This is a genomic window from Schaalia sp. ZJ405 (assembly GCF_011038885.2).
GTDB lineage: Bacteria > Actinomycetota > Actinomycetes > Actinomycetales > Actinomycetaceae > Pauljensenia.
On sequence record NZ_CP064952.1, the window covers coordinates 147,652 to 163,326 of the forward strand.

Consider the following 15,675-nt stretch of genomic DNA (forward strand, 5'->3'; position numbering starts at 1 on the left):
GCATGTCATTAACGAGGACGAGGCGGGGGTCAGTCGTGGGCGATGACGTCAATGCCTCGGGACTTGAGAATTGCTGTCAGCACACCGTCTCCGCTCACCTGCACGCCCGAATGAGTGCCGTCATACACCGTTCCACAGCCGCACGAGGGACTGCGTGCCTGAAGAATCGCGGTGGTGACACCGGCAGATACGGCTTCGTCGGCAACGGCCTGCGCTCCGGCAACGAACTCTAAGGACACGTCGGTGCCGTCTGCGGTGAGAACGCGAGCTCGTCCTCGTACCACATCATCTGCACTTCCTCCGACGATTTCCGCTGGAGGTCTGGGCGTGGGGAGACCCCCGGAACGTTCAGCGCACCGGGCGATCGCACGGCCCTGGTCAACGGCGGCAATGATCGCTGGGTCGGGCTTGGCCGCACCGTCGTAGCGGCACGGAATCCCCGCGAGGCACGCGCTGACAAGGATCGGAGCATCCGACTGGTTGGGAGCGGAAGGGGAAGACATCAGTGCAGCGCCAGGCCCTGCTCGTGGAGGATGTCAAGCATTGGACACGTGTGGGCGTCTCCTGTACCGATTGCTGTGGCGACGAGGGTTGAGAAGGACTTGAGGTTGAGTCCCCCATCGCGCAGGTCGTAATACTTCGTGACGTCACTGTTGTAGTCGGCAAGCAGGTCCGCGTATGACTCGACGTGCGGATAAGTATTTTCGGCGGTCATCACCGAAATCGGCAGGCGTGGCTTGTATTGAGGGTCCTGATCTGGATGACCAACGAGCAGGCCAAGCAGCGGGAAAGTCAGCCGGGGGAGTTTGAGCGCGGTGATGACGCGGCGGGGATCTCCGGTGATTGATCCGAGGAATACGGTGCCCAGGCCCAGAGATTCGGCGGCGAGGGCGGTGTTTTGAGCAGCGAGGATCGCGTCTTCAACACCGCAGAGGAAAAGGTTTGTTGATGACAGAACGTCGGTGTTTGTGCCGGCTTCTTCGCGGATGCGGGCGTTGCGGTAGAGGTCGACAACGAAAATGAAGAGTTCACCGCGGGTGCCGCCGACGTAGGGCTGTCCGGATGAGCGGTAGATTTCCTCGCGAACCGCGGGGTCGGTGATGCGGATGACCGTCATCTGTTGGAGGAACGAGGACGTGGCCGTGTGACGGGCGACGTCGAGCAGGGTGGTGACAATGGAAGAATCGACCGGCTCGTCGGTGAATGCCCGGATTGTTCGGTGACTCATCTGGGTGCGGATCGTGTCGTTTTCCACCGGTGTGTGTTCGGCGGTGAGAAAGGCGAGGTGTTGATCGCCACCGGATGTGGGAAGTGGTGAACCGGGAAGTGAATGATCTGCCATGATGAACCGTTGCCCTTTCGCGTCGGTGTCTCTATTGTTGCCCATCTGCCCGATGTGGCGCCAGAGTGTGTGGAATGTGAAAAATCGCGGTCAAAAGATTGTGAATAATCGTCAAGTTTTCACCTTGAATTCTTTGTGAAATGTTCATGAACCCATGAGAAGTGTCAGATTTGGGTGACAAATCAATGACAACCTATTTTTTCGTAAAATCGCGGGCGATTGCCGAGGTGAACGGGGCGTAGGATGTCTGATGTGAATACACGAAGAATTTTCTCCGCATTAACCGCTCTTTCTCTGGTCACCGTCGCACTTGCCGGTTGTCAGGGGACCTCTGATAAGAACTCCGCACATTCCTCCACTGAGACAATGACCTCGCAGTCCGGCGAGGCCACGATGAAGCTCGCGCCGATTCAGAAGGATCCTACCCTCCTCGACGGCGCTGAGGTGACGCTTCCCTCCGAGCGCGTTCTCGTCTTCAACGTTCCTGCCGAAGATGACGCGACGAAGTGGATGGGATCGATCGAGGACGCGACTGTTGCGGAGTTCGTTCCCGGAACCAAGTCCGACAAACCGACGATTCGTCCCTTGGCTGTCACTGAGGGCACGACCGTGACCCTGACGAACCCTGCTGGCGAGACCGTGACCTTCACATTGAAGATCACCGAGGGAGCCAACTGAGTCCGTCGATACAGATACGTCTTTGCATCTCCGGCTAACTCTGCGCACGGGTGAGTCCCGTATGTGACGGGACTTGCGCGAAGCAAACCCCCGCGAAGTGCACCACTGCGGTGCGATTCGCGGGGGTTCTTTGTGGCCTCGGCACCTAAAAGAAAGGCCGGAGCGAAAGGACGTGAGCGGGACGCCTCGGTGGGAAACCTAGTGGAGGATCCGCGCGAGGAAATCGCGGGTTGCGGCTTCGCGTGGATCGTCAATGACTTGCGAGGGCGGGCCCTGCTCGACAATACGTCCGTGCTCAAGGAAAACAACGCGATCGGCTGCCTGACGAGCAAAGCCAATCTCGTGCGTCGCCATGAGGATCGTTGACCCCTGAGCTTTGATTTCGCCAACCAGATCAAGGACTTCGCCAACGAGCACCGGGTCCAGTGCCGACGTGATCTCGTCAAGGAGAAGCAACTCGGGGTTCGTTGCGAGCGCACGGACAATCGCGACGCGCTGCTGCTGACCACCCGAGAGACGATCGGGGAATTCCTTCGCTTTCGCGTCGAGTCCAATGCGGGCAAGAAGCTCCATTCCGCGCTTCGTGGCACGGTCGTTGTTCCAGCCGTGGACCTTTCGCGCGGCAAGGGTGACATTGTCGAGGACGGACATATGGGGGAACAGGTTGTAATGCTGGAACACGACTCCGATGCGTGCACGGATCGCATCCGTGTCGACGTCGGGATCGGTGATGTCCTGGCCAGAAAGGAAGATCTGCCCGTCATCAACGCGTTCAAGGAGATTTGCGCAGCGCAGGAGAGTTGACTTGCCAGAGCCGGAAGCTCCCAGGAGCACAACGACCTCGTGAGCAGCAACGTCAAGGTCGAGGCCGCGCAGGACGACGTTGTCTCCGAAACGTTTGACGACCCGCTGGGCGCTGAGCACGGGCACGGCGGCGGCATCAGCCGCCGGAGAAACAGAAGCGGCGGGCGTTGTGCCGCCAGGCGCGGGGGTGGCGGGGGTGCCGGGTGGAGTTGTGGTCATCAGACGGTGCCTCCCATTTGTTCGCGCTTACGTAGGCGTGCGGTGTACCAGTCGGACAGTCGAATGAAGGGGAAAGACATGACAACGAAGAGGACACCGGCAACCACGTAGGAGGTGAAGTTGTATGTCTGTGCCTGGTAAATCTGTGCGGAACGAATCGCGTCAACCGCACCGAGAACCGAGATGAGGCCAACGTCTTTCTGCATCGAAATAAAGTCATTCATCAGCGCCGGCGTGACCTTGCGGATCGCCTGCGGAACGATAATGTGACGCAGCGTTTGGCCGTGTGTTAGCCCGAGGGAACGTGCGGCGTAGCGCTGGGAGGGATGAACGGACTCAAGGCCGGCGCGTAGCACCTCGGCGACATATGAGGAGTAGGTCAGGACCAGAGCGGCGGTTCCAAGAACAGCGACGGGAATGCGCGTCGTCGGGTTGAGTGCGGGGATTCCAAAGCCGATGAGGTAGAGGACAACGAGGAAAGGAACTCCTCGGAAAATATCCGTGTATGCGGCCGCGAGGAAACGGATCGGGAAGAACACGGGCCCACCGAGAGTCCGGGCAGCGGCAAGGATCGTCGCGAAAATTGCGACACCGATAACGGCAACGAGGAGGATGCGGATGTTGAGCCAGAGGCCTTCGAGGACCTTGGGGAACGAGGCAACGAAATGCTCCCCTGAGAAAAAGGTCTTCTGCGTGGCTTCCCAGCCGGGGGAATGGGTGACGACCAGCCACATGACGACCGCGAAGACCACGGTTGAAACAACGGAGATGGCGATCGACTTGAGGGCACGCCGGCGGCGAACGGCCTGCCGGTGGAGTTCAACGTCGGAGACAGGCAGCTCCGCGAGGGGGTTTTCGCTCATGTTGGGGCTCCAAGAGCATCGGGGTCGACCAGTGATGGTCGACCCCGATGGTGAGGTTTACTTCAGGACCGGGACGTCAACGGTCTCGGACAGCCACTTGTTTTGCAGCTCAGCGAGGGTGCCGTTGTCGCGCAGCGCATCCACGGCCTTCGTCACGGCGGCAGTAAGCTTCGAGCCCTTGGGCAGAACAATGCCGTAGTTGTCGCCGTCAGTGGAGTCCTCGAACTGGCCGACAATCGTGCCGTTGTCAATCTGGCCGGAACCGGTCATGTAGAACGCGGTGGGAACATCTACAACGATCGCGTCGACCTTGCCGGTCTGCATCGCAAGAACCGTGTCGTCCGACGAGTTGAAGATCAGCGGATCATGGGCGAGGTCCGTGAGATTCTTGGACACAAACTGCTGTGAGGTTGTGCCCGACTGGACACCGATGAGGACGTCCTTGAGATCGGCGATGGACTTCGCGTCGGCTGCCTTCGAGCCCTTGACCGTGACCAGTGCCTGCGATGTCGTGTAGTACGGGCTGGAGAAATCGACGGCGTTCTTGCGTTCCTCGGTGATAGAGAACTGCTGGAGGTTGAGATCCCAGTCCTTGGCGCCTGGAGCCACAGAGGAATCAAAGGTTGCGCGAACCCATTCGACATCATCCTTGGAGTAGCCCAGCTCCTCGGCAACGGCGTAGGCAACGGCCGCCTCGAAACCTTCGCCGGAAGCGGGATCGTCGTTCTCAACCCACGGAGAGTACGAGGGCTCCGACGTGGCAAAGGTCAGCTTGCCGGGCTTGACGGTGTCGAGGGCCCCCGAAGCAGATGACTGCGTGGCATCCGACGATGAATCAGACTCAGCGGAGGAACCTGTTGAACCCGAGCAGGCACCAAGAGCAAAAATGGCGGCGGTTGCCGTTGCGGCAACGGCGAGTGAACGAAGTGAGCGGCGCATTGAGACCTCCCTGAGAGTGCCGATCAGATGGACGCACACGCACGGACGTCAGGTGTTGCCACCACAATTGAGCAGCATAACCGGGCGTGAACTCTCTCAAGCCTATCGACGTGTCACGCGCCCCGCTGAAAATCGTCCGCCCGACGGGACGACGTGACGGAACAAAATGGCGCTACTGTGCCAGTTTCCAGTCGTCGTATGTGAATTCGGGTGAGACAACGCACGTTGCCAGCGCGTGTGAGCCCCGCGCGAAAGTCCGCTGCCATGTGCCCGCCTTCACAAGAATCTGCACCGGATTACGTACATCTGTGGTCCCGACAACGCCCCTGGTCACAGGTGGATTCGCGCCTGATTGTCCGGCGTCGTCCTCGTTCATGAGGGGCTGAGCTGAGAGGGTGACGATCTGCGGGGAATCGGACGGAGCATCGCCTGAACCACCCAGGTGAACTTCGAGGTCACCCGGCCCGTGCCACAGCCACAGCTCGTCGGAGTGAACAACGTGCCAGGCGGCTTCCATGTCCTCATCAAGGAGAAAGAGGATCGCTGATGCGGTTGCTCGCTCACCTCTGGGCGTCACCAGGCGCTCGGGAGCCGTCCACGTGCGGCGGAACCACCCTCCCTCGGGATGTGATTCAAGTTTTAAGGAATTAACGAGGGTGGAGACGTGACTCATCACAGTCCTTTCAGTCATCACAGGTTGGGTGCGTCTCAGGGGCGACCGATGATGCGTCCCCCGACGAGGACGACCAACGGACCTCACCGGAGATGACGGTCTCAACTTGACGTCCTGCCCCGTGGCGAGCAACGTCGTCAATGGTGCCGACGATGTCGGACACGGGAACGTCAATGACCGTCATATCGGCGATGGCACCCGCCTGAAGTTGACCCACCCGATCGGGACCCGTGGACAGGCCCATTGCTGTTGCCCCGCCGAGCGTTGCTGCTTGGAGGAGTCGACGACCCAGGTCTGAGGAGCGGTATCCCTGATTGCGTGCGAGGTCAAAAAGAGTCCGAACATCTTCGAGCACATCGAGGGATGGCGATGACGACAGGGAATCCGTGCCCACGGCGATGAGGTTGCCTTCCGTAAGGTAGGCGGCAACCGGGGGAGAATCCAGACCAATCACCCGGTTGGAACGTGGACACAACGCCACCGCCGTTGCACGCGCCCGCAGGCGGCGCCGATCGTCCGCGGTCATATAGACGCCGTGAGCGACATGGCAGTCAGGCCCTAAAACCCCCAGCTGATCAACAAATTGCGTCGCCGAGAAACCGCCACCGCGGGCACGCATCGCCGTGAACGACGGAGAATCCCCGCTGCGCCACAGGTCCGCCAAGGTCGCTGTGCGCGATTCCGACCATTCGGCCTCGGAATGGGACTCACCCAGATGAATGTGAAGACGCAAGCCGCGTCGCCGCGCCAGATCTGGCAAATCAAGCAGAGGATTCGTGTCAAGGGAATACGGGGCGTGTGGGGATAAACCAATCGCGGGGGAACTCGGCATGGCATCCAACGCCGTTTCCACCGTACGCGGGCCACGTTCGGACCAGTCCTCGTTGGACCATCCCATGACTTCCCAGTAGGCCACGCCATGAAGACCTGCGTCGTGAAGAGCTGACGAGGCCTGCGGATCTGTGACGACATCCGCCGCCGAGGTCGTTCCGAAACGGATGAGCTGCGCCGCTCCCTCGCCCGCGTGACGCCCCCAATCCATAGGCCCTCTGTCGTAGACCGCATCGAAAGCGTCAACCCACTGCTGGAACCCGGAATACTGGCGCGACCCCACTTCCGACATTCCCGTGTATTGCAGGTGCGTGTGAGCATTGACGAGGCCGGGCATGAGAACACCGTCAAAGTGGCGCTCCTGGAATGTCAGCCCCCGATCACGCAATGTCTGAAGAACCCAGTCGCGCGCCCCCACGTGCTCGATGCGGCCGTGACGGACAGCAACCGCCCCATCCATCATTGACGGAGCAGTGATTGGAATGACCATTCCCGCTGACCAGACGGTGACGCGATCATCCGAGGGTGTCATTTGCGTTGACATGGTGCCCTTTCACTTGGCAGATATCGGACTGCGTGTCTGCGGGGCTCCACATGCTGGGCCTCACCCTACGCAAAATCCCCAGACACCAGGCTACCTGGTGACTCCCAGCGCCTCTAAGGCATGCTCAGCGACACCGCGATCGTCCTGTTCCGGCAAGGGATGAAGCCCCGCTGACAGGTCGGCTCCCCCTTCGAGAATGCGGCGAAGAGCCGCGACCTGCACACCGAAACTCATGTCCATCACCTCAATGGGATTGCCCTCACCGGCCGTACAGTTAATGCAGCTGCCGTTATCGAGGACAACAATGCCACGGGAAAACTCGTCGTTGACATCGCGAACATGAGTAACGCGCTCGTCCTCGTTCATTTGGGCAGACACGGCTGGTGGCGCACCAAGGATCGACACCGAACGGAACGAGGAGGCCTCTTGCGTCCACCCCTGCGCACGCGCGGCAGCCAACTCAACCTCGTTGTCCACACCTCCCGCGACGGCAACAACGGTTCCCAGGCGAAGCTGCTCAAGGACAGACACGGGAATCGTTGAGGCCTCACCCGTTGCCGACACCACCATGTCGGCGTCTCCCACATGACCCACGAGCTGCGGCGATGACTCGAAACCATCCATCTGCGCCTGAAGCTGACGCACGGGATCCACCTCGACAACGCGGACACGAGCCCCCATTGCCCGGCAAAAACGCGCAAAACCCTGACCAACATCACCGTAGCCAACAACAACGACGCGCTGAGTCCACAGCGGATACCCCTGCAGCGTCGGATCCACAAGATCAAGAATCGTTGTCAGACACGACTGTCCCGTTGCGTACGCATTATCGAAAAGAGTTTTAGACCGGGCGTCATTCGACGCAATGACCGGGATACGCAAAGGGAATGAACGCAGGGGACGCAGCCCCGACGTTGTTTCTTCCGCGGCACCAATGAGGTGGTCCAGCGCTCCCGGTACCTCGCCGCGTGGACCATCATCGTGAGCCAGGCGGATCAGGTGAGAACCATCGTCGAGAAGAACCTCTAAACCCTGGGTAAGGAATTGGCGGGCCAGTTGACGTTCGCGAGGATTGCCGCGCTCACCTGACTCGGCGAACACGGCGACGCCCTGCTCGCTCAAGACATGAGCAATGTCGTCGCGTGTCTCATCGGCATGACCAAAAACGGACACGCGTGCGCCCGCCTGATCAAGCATGAGTGCCAGCGACGCGGTCTTTGGTTCAAGGACCAGAGCCAAGCCGATCCGGCGGCCCTTGAGGATGCCTGATTCGGCGAGCTTGGCAACCGCTGCCTCGGTGACGGGCATGCGTTGGCGTGCCCACTCGATGCGCCCGCGCGCATACTCCACGGCGGCATGTGGATCGTCTGTGAGCGCCGGATCATGAGGATCGAGGAGACGTGAACCATCGGGGGCCCACACCACGATCTGACCCGACAGCGGAGCGTCCACGGTCACCGCGTCAACATTCACCAGAGCGCCGGGATGAACATTCGACGGAAATCCGAGATTGATGACGACGTGCACGGGAAGGGAGAGGTTCGGGGAGGCGGCCTCGTCCTCGTCAATGACGGTGACGTGAGCGCCGAAGCCGGTGAGAATATCCTCTAGGGCGGACACAAGGCGAGACAGCTGCTCGGCGGACCCGTGTGCCAGGCCGGATATGGGGGCGTGACGTAGGAGGAAATGACGACCCGGGATCAGCAGATTCGAGGTCGCCGCGAAACGACGAAGGATCACCTGGGCACGGGCAAGAGCATCACGGACGGTCATGGATTGACCGTAGCAAGGAGGCGGCGCTTCGGCGCGAGTAGGTGACGTGCGAGTCTCGACGATGGTGGGCACAACGAGCGGAGATACTTTCGCTGACTTTCGTCAGCGTCTCTTTCGGGGACACTGCGCACTGAGCTGCGAAAACCCGCGAACGAGGCCTACGTAGTGTTAGGCAACGCACCAAATTTTCGTTCCCCGGCGACTTCGGGGACAATCACACTCATGACCCTCAATGCCACTCCCACGCCCAAGTCCCAACTGCCCATCGGCGCAGATATCCGCCTGGTTGCCATCGACATGGACGGAACCCTGCTCAACGATGCGAAAGAATTTCCCGAAGGACTCTGGGAACTCCTCGACCAGCTTGACGAACGCGGCATCGTTTTCGCTCCGTCATCGGGACGTCAAGCCTGGACACTGCTCGACATGTTCCCCGGGCGTGAAGACATGACCGTCATCGGTGAAAACGGCGCGATTGTCATGAAGAACGGCGAGGAAATTTCGTCAAGCCCGGTTGACCACGACACCCTTCACGCCGCTATCGACATGGTGCGCGCGGCCGTGGCCGGTGGAGTGGACGGGGGTATCGTCCTGTGCGGCAAACAATCGGCGTACGTCGAGAGAATCGACGATCGCTTCGTTGATGATGTTCTGCCCTACTATCACCGAACCCAGCGTGTTGAGGACCTCCACGAGGTCCTGTGTGCAATGGACCGCGGTGAGATTGATGACGCGATCGTCAAAACCGCCATCATGTGCTTCGACGATGTTGAACGATTTGCCGAGCAGAGCCTGGCGCGCTTTGCCGACACACATCAGTACGCCGTCTCCGGTCATGCGTGGGCGGACTTGCAGATCCGCGGTGTTGATAAGGGCAAGGCTGTGCGCGACCTGCAAGAAGCACTGGGGATTACTCGTGCTCAGACGGTTGCCTTTGGGGATTTCCACAACGACCTGTCAATGCTTGCCGAGGCCGACATGGCGTTTGCTATGGCGAATGCCCACGAGGACATCATTGCTGCCTGTCCCTACGTTGCCCCGTCGAATAACGAGGACGGTGTCGTTCAGACCCTGCGGCTGCTCCTTGGGCTCGAGGAAGAGCGCGCTTAAGAATGAGGAATGCACTCAAAGATTCGGCGCGTAAGCGGGATGCTTACGCGCCGAATCCTGTTGTCTTAGCGTCTCACTGAGACGCTGGGCCCAAGGGCTTCAGTTCTTGTCTGTGGCTTCCTCATCGTCGCTCGTGGCGTTGTCCACGACCTCGGCCGCGGTCTCCACGGCGTCTTCGACGGTGTCCTTGACGTCCTCTGCGATATCTTCCGCGTCGACGTCGGGAACGAAGCTATCGGTCTCAAGATCCGCCCAGTATTCTTCGGCCCACGGATCCTCGATCGGCTGCGAACGCTTCCACAGAACGTATCCCGCACCGGCGACAGTTGCAGCCAGCGTGGTCCATCCAAGGGCGCGCAGGAAACGACGACGCTTACGAGTCTTCGTTGGCTGCTTCAGCGCAGCGGTTGATGCTTCACCCGCACGACGTGCCCGGTCAGCGAGGGTTCCCTTTGACGAACTCAGCGCTGCCCCGGCCTCTGAAACGGCGAGGCTTGCGCGGGGGAGGTAGTCCTCAACCACTGCGGTACGCGCGTTGGAAATCGCAGGTCGAGCCCGGTCGAGCGCGTCCTGAGCGCGGTCAGCGGCGTTTTCAACGAAGGGAGTGGCTCGTTCGATGGCGTTCGCGAGCGCGGCTTGGGCGCGAGGTGCGGCCCAGTCAACGCCCTGTTCGGCCAGATCAGCGGCCTTGACGGCTACGCGCCCCGCGTGGACGGCGGCGGCGTCGCGAAGCTGGATCGCCCCGGTGCGCAATTTGTCCGTGTCGAAGTTTGGCGTGTTGCCCATGATGTCTCCGAATCTTTCTGGTGTGTGGACGCACCACGCGCCCCTGCCTTCCATTCTGCCTTGAATCAGCACAATGTGCAGGGTGCTGATCAATATCCTGTGGAATGACAAGGTGATGCGCGTGGGATAACGAGACGATGGGAGTGCCTCTTCTGGGGATGTGGCGCGTGGTTCAGGGCGCGCGGATTGTCCCCTCACCGGTTTGTTGAACGTGCCGAGGAGACGACTTTCTGCCAGCATTGACGGTATGAAAGCAACGATCCACACCTCAATGGGTGATATCCACGTCGATCTTTTCCCCGACCACGCGCCGCACACAGTGCGCAACTTCGCCACCCTGGCCAAGGGTGAACGCGAATGGACAGACCCGGCGACAGGCCAGGCAACATCGCGCCCGCTCTTTAACGGGACGATCTTCCACCGCGTGATTTCCGGGTTCATGATCCAGGGCGGCGATCCGCTGGGCACCGGAACTGGCGGCCCCGGCTACCAGTTCAACGACGAGATCCACCCCGAAAAGACCTTCGACAAGCCCTATCTCCTGGCGATGGCGAACGCCGGTAAGCGCATGGGTCGTGGAACGAATGGTTCTCAGTTCTTCATTACGGTGGCTCCGACGCCGTGGCTCTTCGGTAAGCACACAATTTTCGGTGAGGTCTCAGATCAGGCATCCCGCGATGTCGTTGACGCAATAGCGACCACGGCGACGGGTGCGAACGATCGCCCGGTCACGGACGTTGTCATCGAGTCCGTGGATATCGAGGACTGACGTTTTTCTTCGCCGAGGCGTCCCCCTGACGGGTCCCTCTCATTGACGAGGACGAGGCGGGGCCTTCCGGCCCCGCCCAACATGTCTGTTGGGGGTTGAGGCGTAGAGCACGCAGCTTCACGCCTGCACGCTTGCGACGCTGCGGCGATTGCCGCGAAAAATCAAGGGGGAGCTCATGAGCATGCCGACCTACGGACGTCGATCGAATCCGAGTGCGGCTCCTGAATGCCCGAGACACCCGGGAGTTCGATCCGTTGACTATTGCAAGAAATGCAATAGACCGATGTGTTCGGACTGCCTGGTGCACACGGAGGTGCGCAACATCTGCGTGGACTGCGCAGGCGTTGTCCGCCGATCAGCTCGCGTTCGCGGCCCGGTGGTGACCTACACGATCATTGGGATTTGCGCTGTCCTTTTCCTTCTTGGCGCGGTCCCCTCTTTCGTTGGGGTCGACGCCGTCGAAGCGTGGATTCGCAGCTGGTTGGCCTTTACTCCGGTGTATGGACTGATTCAGCCGTGGCGTTTCTTCTCCACAGCTTTCCTTCACTCGGGGATCCTTCACGTGGCATTCAACATGCTGGCGCTTTACTGGGTGGGGCAGGCGTTGGAATCTGCGCTGGGGCACTGGCGTTTCGCAAATCTCTATGCCCTGTCTGCGATAGGTGGCTCAGTCTTCGTTCTCGCCTGGTCTCTTGCTGATCCGATGATGCTACACACCGTGACAGTCGGTGCGTCGGGGGCGGTCTTTGGCCTCTTCGGTGGCGTTCTGGTGATGCAGCGGACGATGGGCCAGGACACCCGCTCGATTCTCGTTCTTTTGGGAATCAACTTGGCGTACGGGTTTATCGGGTCAAATATCTCCTGGCAGGCGCATCTAGGTGGGCTGATCACAGGGCTTCTCGTGACGTGGATCTACATGCGTGTGGATCGTCCGCGTCCGTCGGTGACAGCGCGACGCCAGTCGCGTCAGGCCGTTGCCGTTTCTGCGGGGATGTGGGTGGTGATGGTCGTGCTCACAGGACTGATCTATCGCCTGATCTTTGAGTCCGGGCTCCTGAGCTGGGGACCCTGACCTGAGTTTTCGTGTGAGCCAGACCGGGGAATCACACCAATGTAGTTCTCCACAGGTGTGCATAAAGCTGTGGATAACTACCGTTTTCTCGGTTCCCGCAGATTTTGATGTCCGGCTATCGCCAAGGTCAACGTGACGCTCGTGATGAGTTCCACGATCCTGCGGATGCGCGCACGCCCTCTATCGCCAGCGCAGCGTCATGAGGAAACCAACCATCATGATGCCCAGTCCGATCACGAGGTTCCACCAGCGGATTCCGGGAATTGGGAAGGCTTCCTGTGAGATGTAGTAGACCATGAGCCACAGCAGTCCAACAATGAGCAAGGTGACGAACGTCGGGGCCCACCAGCGAGGACTCAATGGAATTCCATCTGTCCACGCCTGGATTTCGGTGTCTTCGGAAGCTTCTTTGCCGTTTTTCTTGCGCTTCTTTGACTCGGCCACGTCGATCCTCCCAGCAGATGCACGGTGGGACTCCAGTCCCAGTGGTGTGCCACGAAAAGGCACGTGCCATAGCGTAGTCTTCAATATGAATCTGACCAAAAATGACACGGGGGGAGATGCCGATGAGTGATGCACACCCTGCGCGGTCGGCCCAGTCGTCCTCGTCCCCGAAAAGTACAGCGCCGGACTTTGAGCCGACGAAAAAAGGCGAGGGTGCGGAAAAACCCCCGACGCGACGACAACAGGATGGGGGCGGCGCTTCTGCGGCGGCGCCCACAAAAACACGGGCGGTGCCGAAATTCTTGCGGCATGCGCCTGCGATTCTCTTGGTGACGGGAGCTTCGGGCCTGCTGTTCACCGTGTCGGCGTTGAATAACTATCACAGCTTGGCTCCGGCGGATATTAACCTTGTGACGCTCGTCAAGCAGTCGCAGGAAAAAGTCAAGGTGCTTGAAGCTCAGACGGAGAAACTTCAGGACCAGATTAACGCGATGACACCTAAGGACCCCACGGAGGTGCCGACAACGATTCCGGCGCTGACGCAGGTGCCCGTGCGCGGACCGGGAGTTTCAATTTCATTGACGGATGCACAGACCGACGTCATTCCCGATGGGGTCACCGCGAATGATCTGGTGATTCATCAACAGGACATCGAAGACGTGATGAATGCGCTGTGGGAAGGCAAAGCGGAGGCGATGACTGTTCAGGGGGTGCGTGTGACGTCGAGAACGGTGATTCGCTGCATCGGGAACGTCATCCTCGTTGATGGTACATCGTACTCGCCCCCCTATGTCATCGAGGCGATTGGTGATCCCGACCGCCTGGCGGAGGCTGTGAATTCCAACCCGAGGATCGTGAACTACAAAGCGTATGTGGCGCTTTACGGATTAGGCTGGGATCTTGCGAAAAAGAATTCCCTCGAATTTCCTGCAGCAACGCAAGACTCTGCAATGAAGTATGCACAGGTGGTGGATGCCAATGGGTGAGCATATCAGGCGGAGACGTCCGTCTCGACTAAGCCGAATCATCTCGGGGATCATCGGTGTTATCGGCGAGCTTTTGATTACTGCCGCGTTCGTCATCGGTTTGTTTGCCGTGTGGCAGGTGTATTGGACGAGTTACGAGGTCGCCGCCCCGGTCAAGCACGCGGTGACAACGTTCACGCGTGAACACACACCGGAGAAGATCAAACTCGGTGAGGTGCGTACCGATGCGCCTCCGTCTTTCGCGCAGTCTCCGGCTCTCCATGACCTGTACGGAGTGGTTCACGTTCCCAAGTGGGACTGGGCAAAGATCCCACTGTCAGAGGGAATCGACCTTGAGGTGTTGAATGCGGGTCATGCGGGGCACTATCCGCAGACGGCCCAGGCGGGAGAAATCGGGAATTTCTCGATCGCGGGTCACCGGCGCTCCTACGGGGACGTGTTCCTGCGGATCGATCAGCTAGCTCAGGGTGATCCGGTGGTCGTTGACTTGCCGGGCTACTACCTGGTGTACACGGTGGAGAGTTCGGAGATTGTTCCGGCTGATGATCCTGAGAACATCCGAGTCATTGCACCGGTTATTGGTGACGCGTCGTATTCGCAGGTGCCGACCGAACGGTGGATGACGATGACAACGTGTCATCCCGAATACGGTATTTCGGAGCGGTACATCGTTCACTTGAAATTTACATCGTGGACTCCGAAAGACACGGGAGTGCCCGCGGAGCTTCTCGACGAACCTGGTCTGAGCGACGCGAGCTGATTAACTTCTCAGACTTCTAAGGAGAGTGACAAACATGTATGCGTGGATCTTTCGGCATCTCCCCGGCCCGCTGTGGCTGCGAATTATGGAGTCCCTGGTGCTCATCGCGGCAATCGTCTGGGTGCTGTTTACATACGTGTACCCGTGGGCGCAGGATTTCTTTGGTCTGGGGGCTGCGGCCTCGGTGAGGTAATACGCCAGCAGCTGCGGTCCGGGCATCCTCTTTCGGAGTGATGCGAGGCAGGACGGTCGCTGAGACGCCCTCGTTATCTGCGTCGGCGCGACCTCCCGGCGTGAGGCGCGGGTCGCGGTGTCGCGTGGTGTCGCGGGAAAATTTTGGGGACGAGGACGGACACGCGTGCGTTCGACCTGCAAGATGAGGGATCATGGCCTCATGACTCGGATTTTATGCATCGATAATTACGATTCCTTCGTCTGGACAATCGTCGGCTACCTGCGTCACCTGGGCGCACAGGTTGATGTCGTTCGTAACGATGCGGTCGATCCTCGATGGTATGAGTCAGAAACCTACGACGGTGTTCTCATCTCCCCGGGCCCCGGGGATCCCCAGGGCGCCGGCCAGTCGTTGCGCGTCATCGGCGACTGCGTGGACCACCGCATCCCGATGCTCGGCGTTTGCCTGGGACATCAGGCCCTCGGAGAATTCTTCGGGGCGACGGTGACACATGCCCCCGAACTGATGCACGGGAAAACCTCAGTCATTCACCACGATGGTCGCGGCGTATTTACGGGCATTGACAATCCGGTGACGGTCACGCGCTACCACTCACTGGCTGTGGATCCGTCCACGCTCCCTGACGTTCTCGAAACGTCGGCCTCAACGGACGGCGGCATCATCATGGGGTTGCGTCACCGGGATCTTCCCCTGTGGGGCGTGCAATTCCATCCGGAGTCCGTGATGACTCAACAGGGCCACAGGATGCTGGCCAACTGGCTGGAACTCACCGGAGATGACGGAGCGGTTGCTCGCTCGCAACTCCTCCATCCCGTCGTCGCGCAGCGTTCCGAACTCTAGGCAACACGGGGCCCGGTGAATGACATTCACCGGGCCCCCGCTGCAC

The 15,675-nt window shown here is 60.0% G+C and carries 18 protein-coding genes; 8 read left to right on the plus strand and 10 right to left on the minus strand.

The features are described 5' to 3' along the window. Positions 1–29 precede the first annotated feature (29 nt). Both G7Y41_RS00605 and G7Y41_RS00610 read right to left on the minus strand, forming a co-directional pair. Positions 30–503, minus strand: coding sequence for a 2-thiouracil desulfurase family protein (locus G7Y41_RS00605; protein WP_165315683.1), 474 nt, complete (start codon positions 501–503; stop codon positions 30–32). Further along, positions 503–1,255 carry an NADPH-dependent oxidoreductase gene (locus G7Y41_RS00610; RefSeq protein ID WP_165315734.1) on the minus strand — a complete coding sequence of 251 codons (753 nt, stop codon included), beginning with the start codon at positions 1,253–1,255 and terminating at the stop codon, positions 503–505. The genes G7Y41_RS00605 and G7Y41_RS00610 overlap by 1 nt, the downstream gene beginning before the upstream one ends. Positions 1,256–1,594: 339 nt before the next feature. On the opposite strand from G7Y41_RS00610, the gene G7Y41_RS00615 reads away from it, so the two are divergent. Further along, positions 1,595–2,020, plus strand: coding sequence for a hypothetical protein (locus G7Y41_RS00615; protein WP_165315684.1), 426 nt, complete (start codon positions 1,595–1,597; stop codon positions 2,018–2,020). Positions 2,021–2,218: 198 nt separating this feature from the next. Here the strand turns inward: G7Y41_RS00615 and G7Y41_RS00620 are convergent, their stop codons facing one another. From G7Y41_RS00620 to G7Y41_RS00645, 6 genes are all read right to left on the minus strand, one after another. Then, a complete protein-coding gene (locus G7Y41_RS00620) occupies positions 2,219–3,043 on the minus strand; it encodes an amino acid ABC transporter ATP-binding protein (protein WP_165315685.1) in 825 nt (274 codons plus the stop codon). Next, a complete protein-coding gene (locus G7Y41_RS00625) occupies positions 3,043–3,906 on the minus strand; it encodes an amino acid ABC transporter permease (RefSeq protein WP_165315686.1) in 864 nt (287 codons plus the stop codon). The genes G7Y41_RS00620 and G7Y41_RS00625 overlap by 1 nt, the downstream gene beginning before the upstream one ends. A 57-nt stretch (positions 3,907–3,963) precedes the next feature. Beyond that, positions 3,964–4,845 (minus strand): ABC transporter substrate-binding protein, encoded by an 882-nt coding sequence (locus G7Y41_RS00630; RefSeq protein WP_165315687.1) that lies wholly within the window; start codon positions 4,843–4,845, stop codon positions 3,964–3,966. A gap of 172 nt (positions 4,846–5,017) precedes the next feature. Further along, the gene (locus G7Y41_RS00635; RefSeq protein WP_165315688.1) at positions 5,018–5,518 is read right to left on the minus strand and encodes a cupin domain-containing protein; all 501 of its coding nucleotides are present in this window, start codon (positions 5,516–5,518) and stop codon (positions 5,018–5,020) included. Positions 5,519–5,528: 10 nt separating this feature from the next. Then, a complete protein-coding gene (locus G7Y41_RS00640; RefSeq protein WP_165217088.1) occupies positions 5,529–6,881 on the minus strand; it encodes an amidohydrolase family protein in 1,353 nt (450 codons plus the stop codon). 102 nt (positions 6,882–6,983) lie between these two features. Continuing rightward, entirely contained in the window at positions 6,984–8,666 is a 1,683-nt protein-coding gene (locus tag G7Y41_RS00645) for an adenosylhomocysteinase (RefSeq protein WP_165315689.1), read from the minus strand. Between the two features lie 222 nt (positions 8,667–8,888). Between G7Y41_RS00645 and G7Y41_RS00650 the strand changes: the two genes are divergently transcribed. Continuing rightward, positions 8,889–9,776 carry a Cof-type HAD-IIB family hydrolase gene (locus tag G7Y41_RS00650; protein WP_165315690.1) on the plus strand — a complete coding sequence of 296 codons (888 nt, stop codon included), beginning with the start codon at positions 8,889–8,891 and terminating at the stop codon, positions 9,774–9,776. 99 nt (positions 9,777–9,875) lie between these two features. On the opposite strand, the gene G7Y41_RS00655 is transcribed toward G7Y41_RS00650, so the two are convergent. Then, the gene (locus tag G7Y41_RS00655) at positions 9,876–10,562 is read right to left on the minus strand and encodes a hypothetical protein (protein WP_165315691.1); all 687 of its coding nucleotides are present in this window, start codon (positions 10,560–10,562) and stop codon (positions 9,876–9,878) included. Positions 10,563–10,809: 247 nt separating this feature from the next. On the opposite strand from G7Y41_RS00655, the gene G7Y41_RS00660 reads away from it, so the two are divergent. After that, the gene (locus G7Y41_RS00660; protein WP_165217096.1) at positions 10,810–11,331 is read left to right on the plus strand and encodes a peptidylprolyl isomerase; all 522 of its coding nucleotides are present in this window, start codon (positions 10,810–10,812) and stop codon (positions 11,329–11,331) included. Positions 11,332–11,614: 283 nt separating this feature from the next. Further along, on the plus strand, positions 11,615–12,403 hold the full coding sequence (locus G7Y41_RS00665) for a rhomboid family intramembrane serine protease (protein WP_331272606.1): 789 nt from the start codon (positions 11,615–11,617) through the stop codon (positions 12,401–12,403). A 180-nt stretch (positions 12,404–12,583) separates the two neighbouring features. Here the strand turns inward: G7Y41_RS00665 and G7Y41_RS00670 are convergent, their stop codons facing one another. Further along, entirely contained in the window at positions 12,584–12,847 is a 264-nt protein-coding gene (locus G7Y41_RS00670) for a cell division protein CrgA (RefSeq protein ID WP_165217101.1), read from the minus strand. 122 nt (positions 12,848–12,969) lie between these two features. Between G7Y41_RS00670 and G7Y41_RS00675 the strand changes: the two genes are divergently transcribed. The 4 genes from G7Y41_RS00675 (at position 12,970) to G7Y41_RS00690 (ending at position 15,629) form a co-directional block, all read left to right on the plus strand. After that, positions 12,970–13,833: a DUF881 domain-containing protein gene (locus G7Y41_RS00675; protein WP_165315693.1), complete on the plus strand. Its 864-nt coding sequence runs from the start codon at positions 12,970–12,972 to the stop codon at positions 13,831–13,833. Then, on the plus strand, positions 13,826–14,593 hold the full coding sequence (locus G7Y41_RS00680) for a class E sortase (RefSeq protein WP_165315694.1): 768 nt from the start codon (positions 13,826–13,828) through the stop codon (positions 14,591–14,593). Before G7Y41_RS00675 ends, G7Y41_RS00680 begins: the two co-directional genes overlap by 8 nt. 25 nt (positions 14,594–14,618) lie before the next feature. After that, positions 14,619–14,786 (plus strand): hypothetical protein, encoded by a 168-nt coding sequence (locus G7Y41_RS00685; RefSeq protein ID WP_165315661.1) that lies wholly within the window; start codon positions 14,619–14,621, stop codon positions 14,784–14,786. 201 nt (positions 14,787–14,987) lie between these two features. Then, positions 14,988–15,629 (plus strand): anthranilate synthase component II, encoded by a 642-nt coding sequence (locus tag G7Y41_RS00690; protein ID WP_165217111.1) that lies wholly within the window; start codon positions 14,988–14,990, stop codon positions 15,627–15,629. Positions 15,630–15,675: the final 46 nt, after the last annotated feature.

Coding starts and splice junctions, on each gene's coding strand:
- G7Y41_RS00665 (WP_331272606.1), top strand. CDS start 11,615: ATGTGTTCGGACTGCCTGGTGCACACGGAGGTGCGCAACATCTGCGTG.
- G7Y41_RS00690 (WP_165217111.1), top strand. CDS start 14,988: ATGACTCGGATTTTATGCATCGATAATTACGATTCCTTCGTCTGGACA.
- G7Y41_RS00680 (WP_165315694.1), top strand. CDS start 13,826: ATGGGTGAGCATATCAGGCGGAGACGTCCGTCTCGACTAAGCCGAATC.
- G7Y41_RS00635 (WP_165315688.1), bottom strand. CDS start 5,518: ATGAGTCACGTCTCCACCCTCGTTAATTCCTTAAAACTTGAATCACAT.
- G7Y41_RS00625 (WP_165315686.1), bottom strand. CDS start 3,906: ATGAGCGAAAACCCCCTCGCGGAGCTGCCTGTCTCCGACGTTGAACTC.
- G7Y41_RS00630 (WP_165315687.1), bottom strand. CDS start 4,845: ATGCGCCGCTCACTTCGTTCACTCGCCGTTGCCGCAACGGCAACCGCC.
- G7Y41_RS00645 (WP_165315689.1), bottom strand. CDS start 8,666: ATGACCGTCCGTGATGCTCTTGCCCGTGCCCAGGTGATCCTTCGTCGT.
- G7Y41_RS00640 (WP_165217088.1), bottom strand. CDS start 6,881: ATGACACCCTCGGATGATCGCGTCACCGTCTGGTCAGCGGGAATGGTC.
- G7Y41_RS00620 (WP_165315685.1), bottom strand. CDS start 3,043: ATGACCACAACTCCACCCGGCACCCCCGCCACCCCCGCGCCTGGCGGC.
- G7Y41_RS00655 (WP_165315691.1), bottom strand. CDS start 10,562: ATGGGCAACACGCCAAACTTCGACACGGACAAATTGCGCACCGGGGCG.
- G7Y41_RS00660 (WP_165217096.1), top strand. CDS start 10,810: ATGAAAGCAACGATCCACACCTCAATGGGTGATATCCACGTCGATCTT.
- G7Y41_RS00650 (WP_165315690.1), top strand. CDS start 8,889: ATGACCCTCAATGCCACTCCCACGCCCAAGTCCCAACTGCCCATCGGC.
- G7Y41_RS00605 (WP_165315683.1), bottom strand. CDS start 503: ATGTCTTCCCCTTCCGCTCCCAACCAGTCGGATGCTCCGATCCTTGTC.
- G7Y41_RS00675 (WP_165315693.1), top strand. CDS start 12,970: ATGAGTGATGCACACCCTGCGCGGTCGGCCCAGTCGTCCTCGTCCCCG.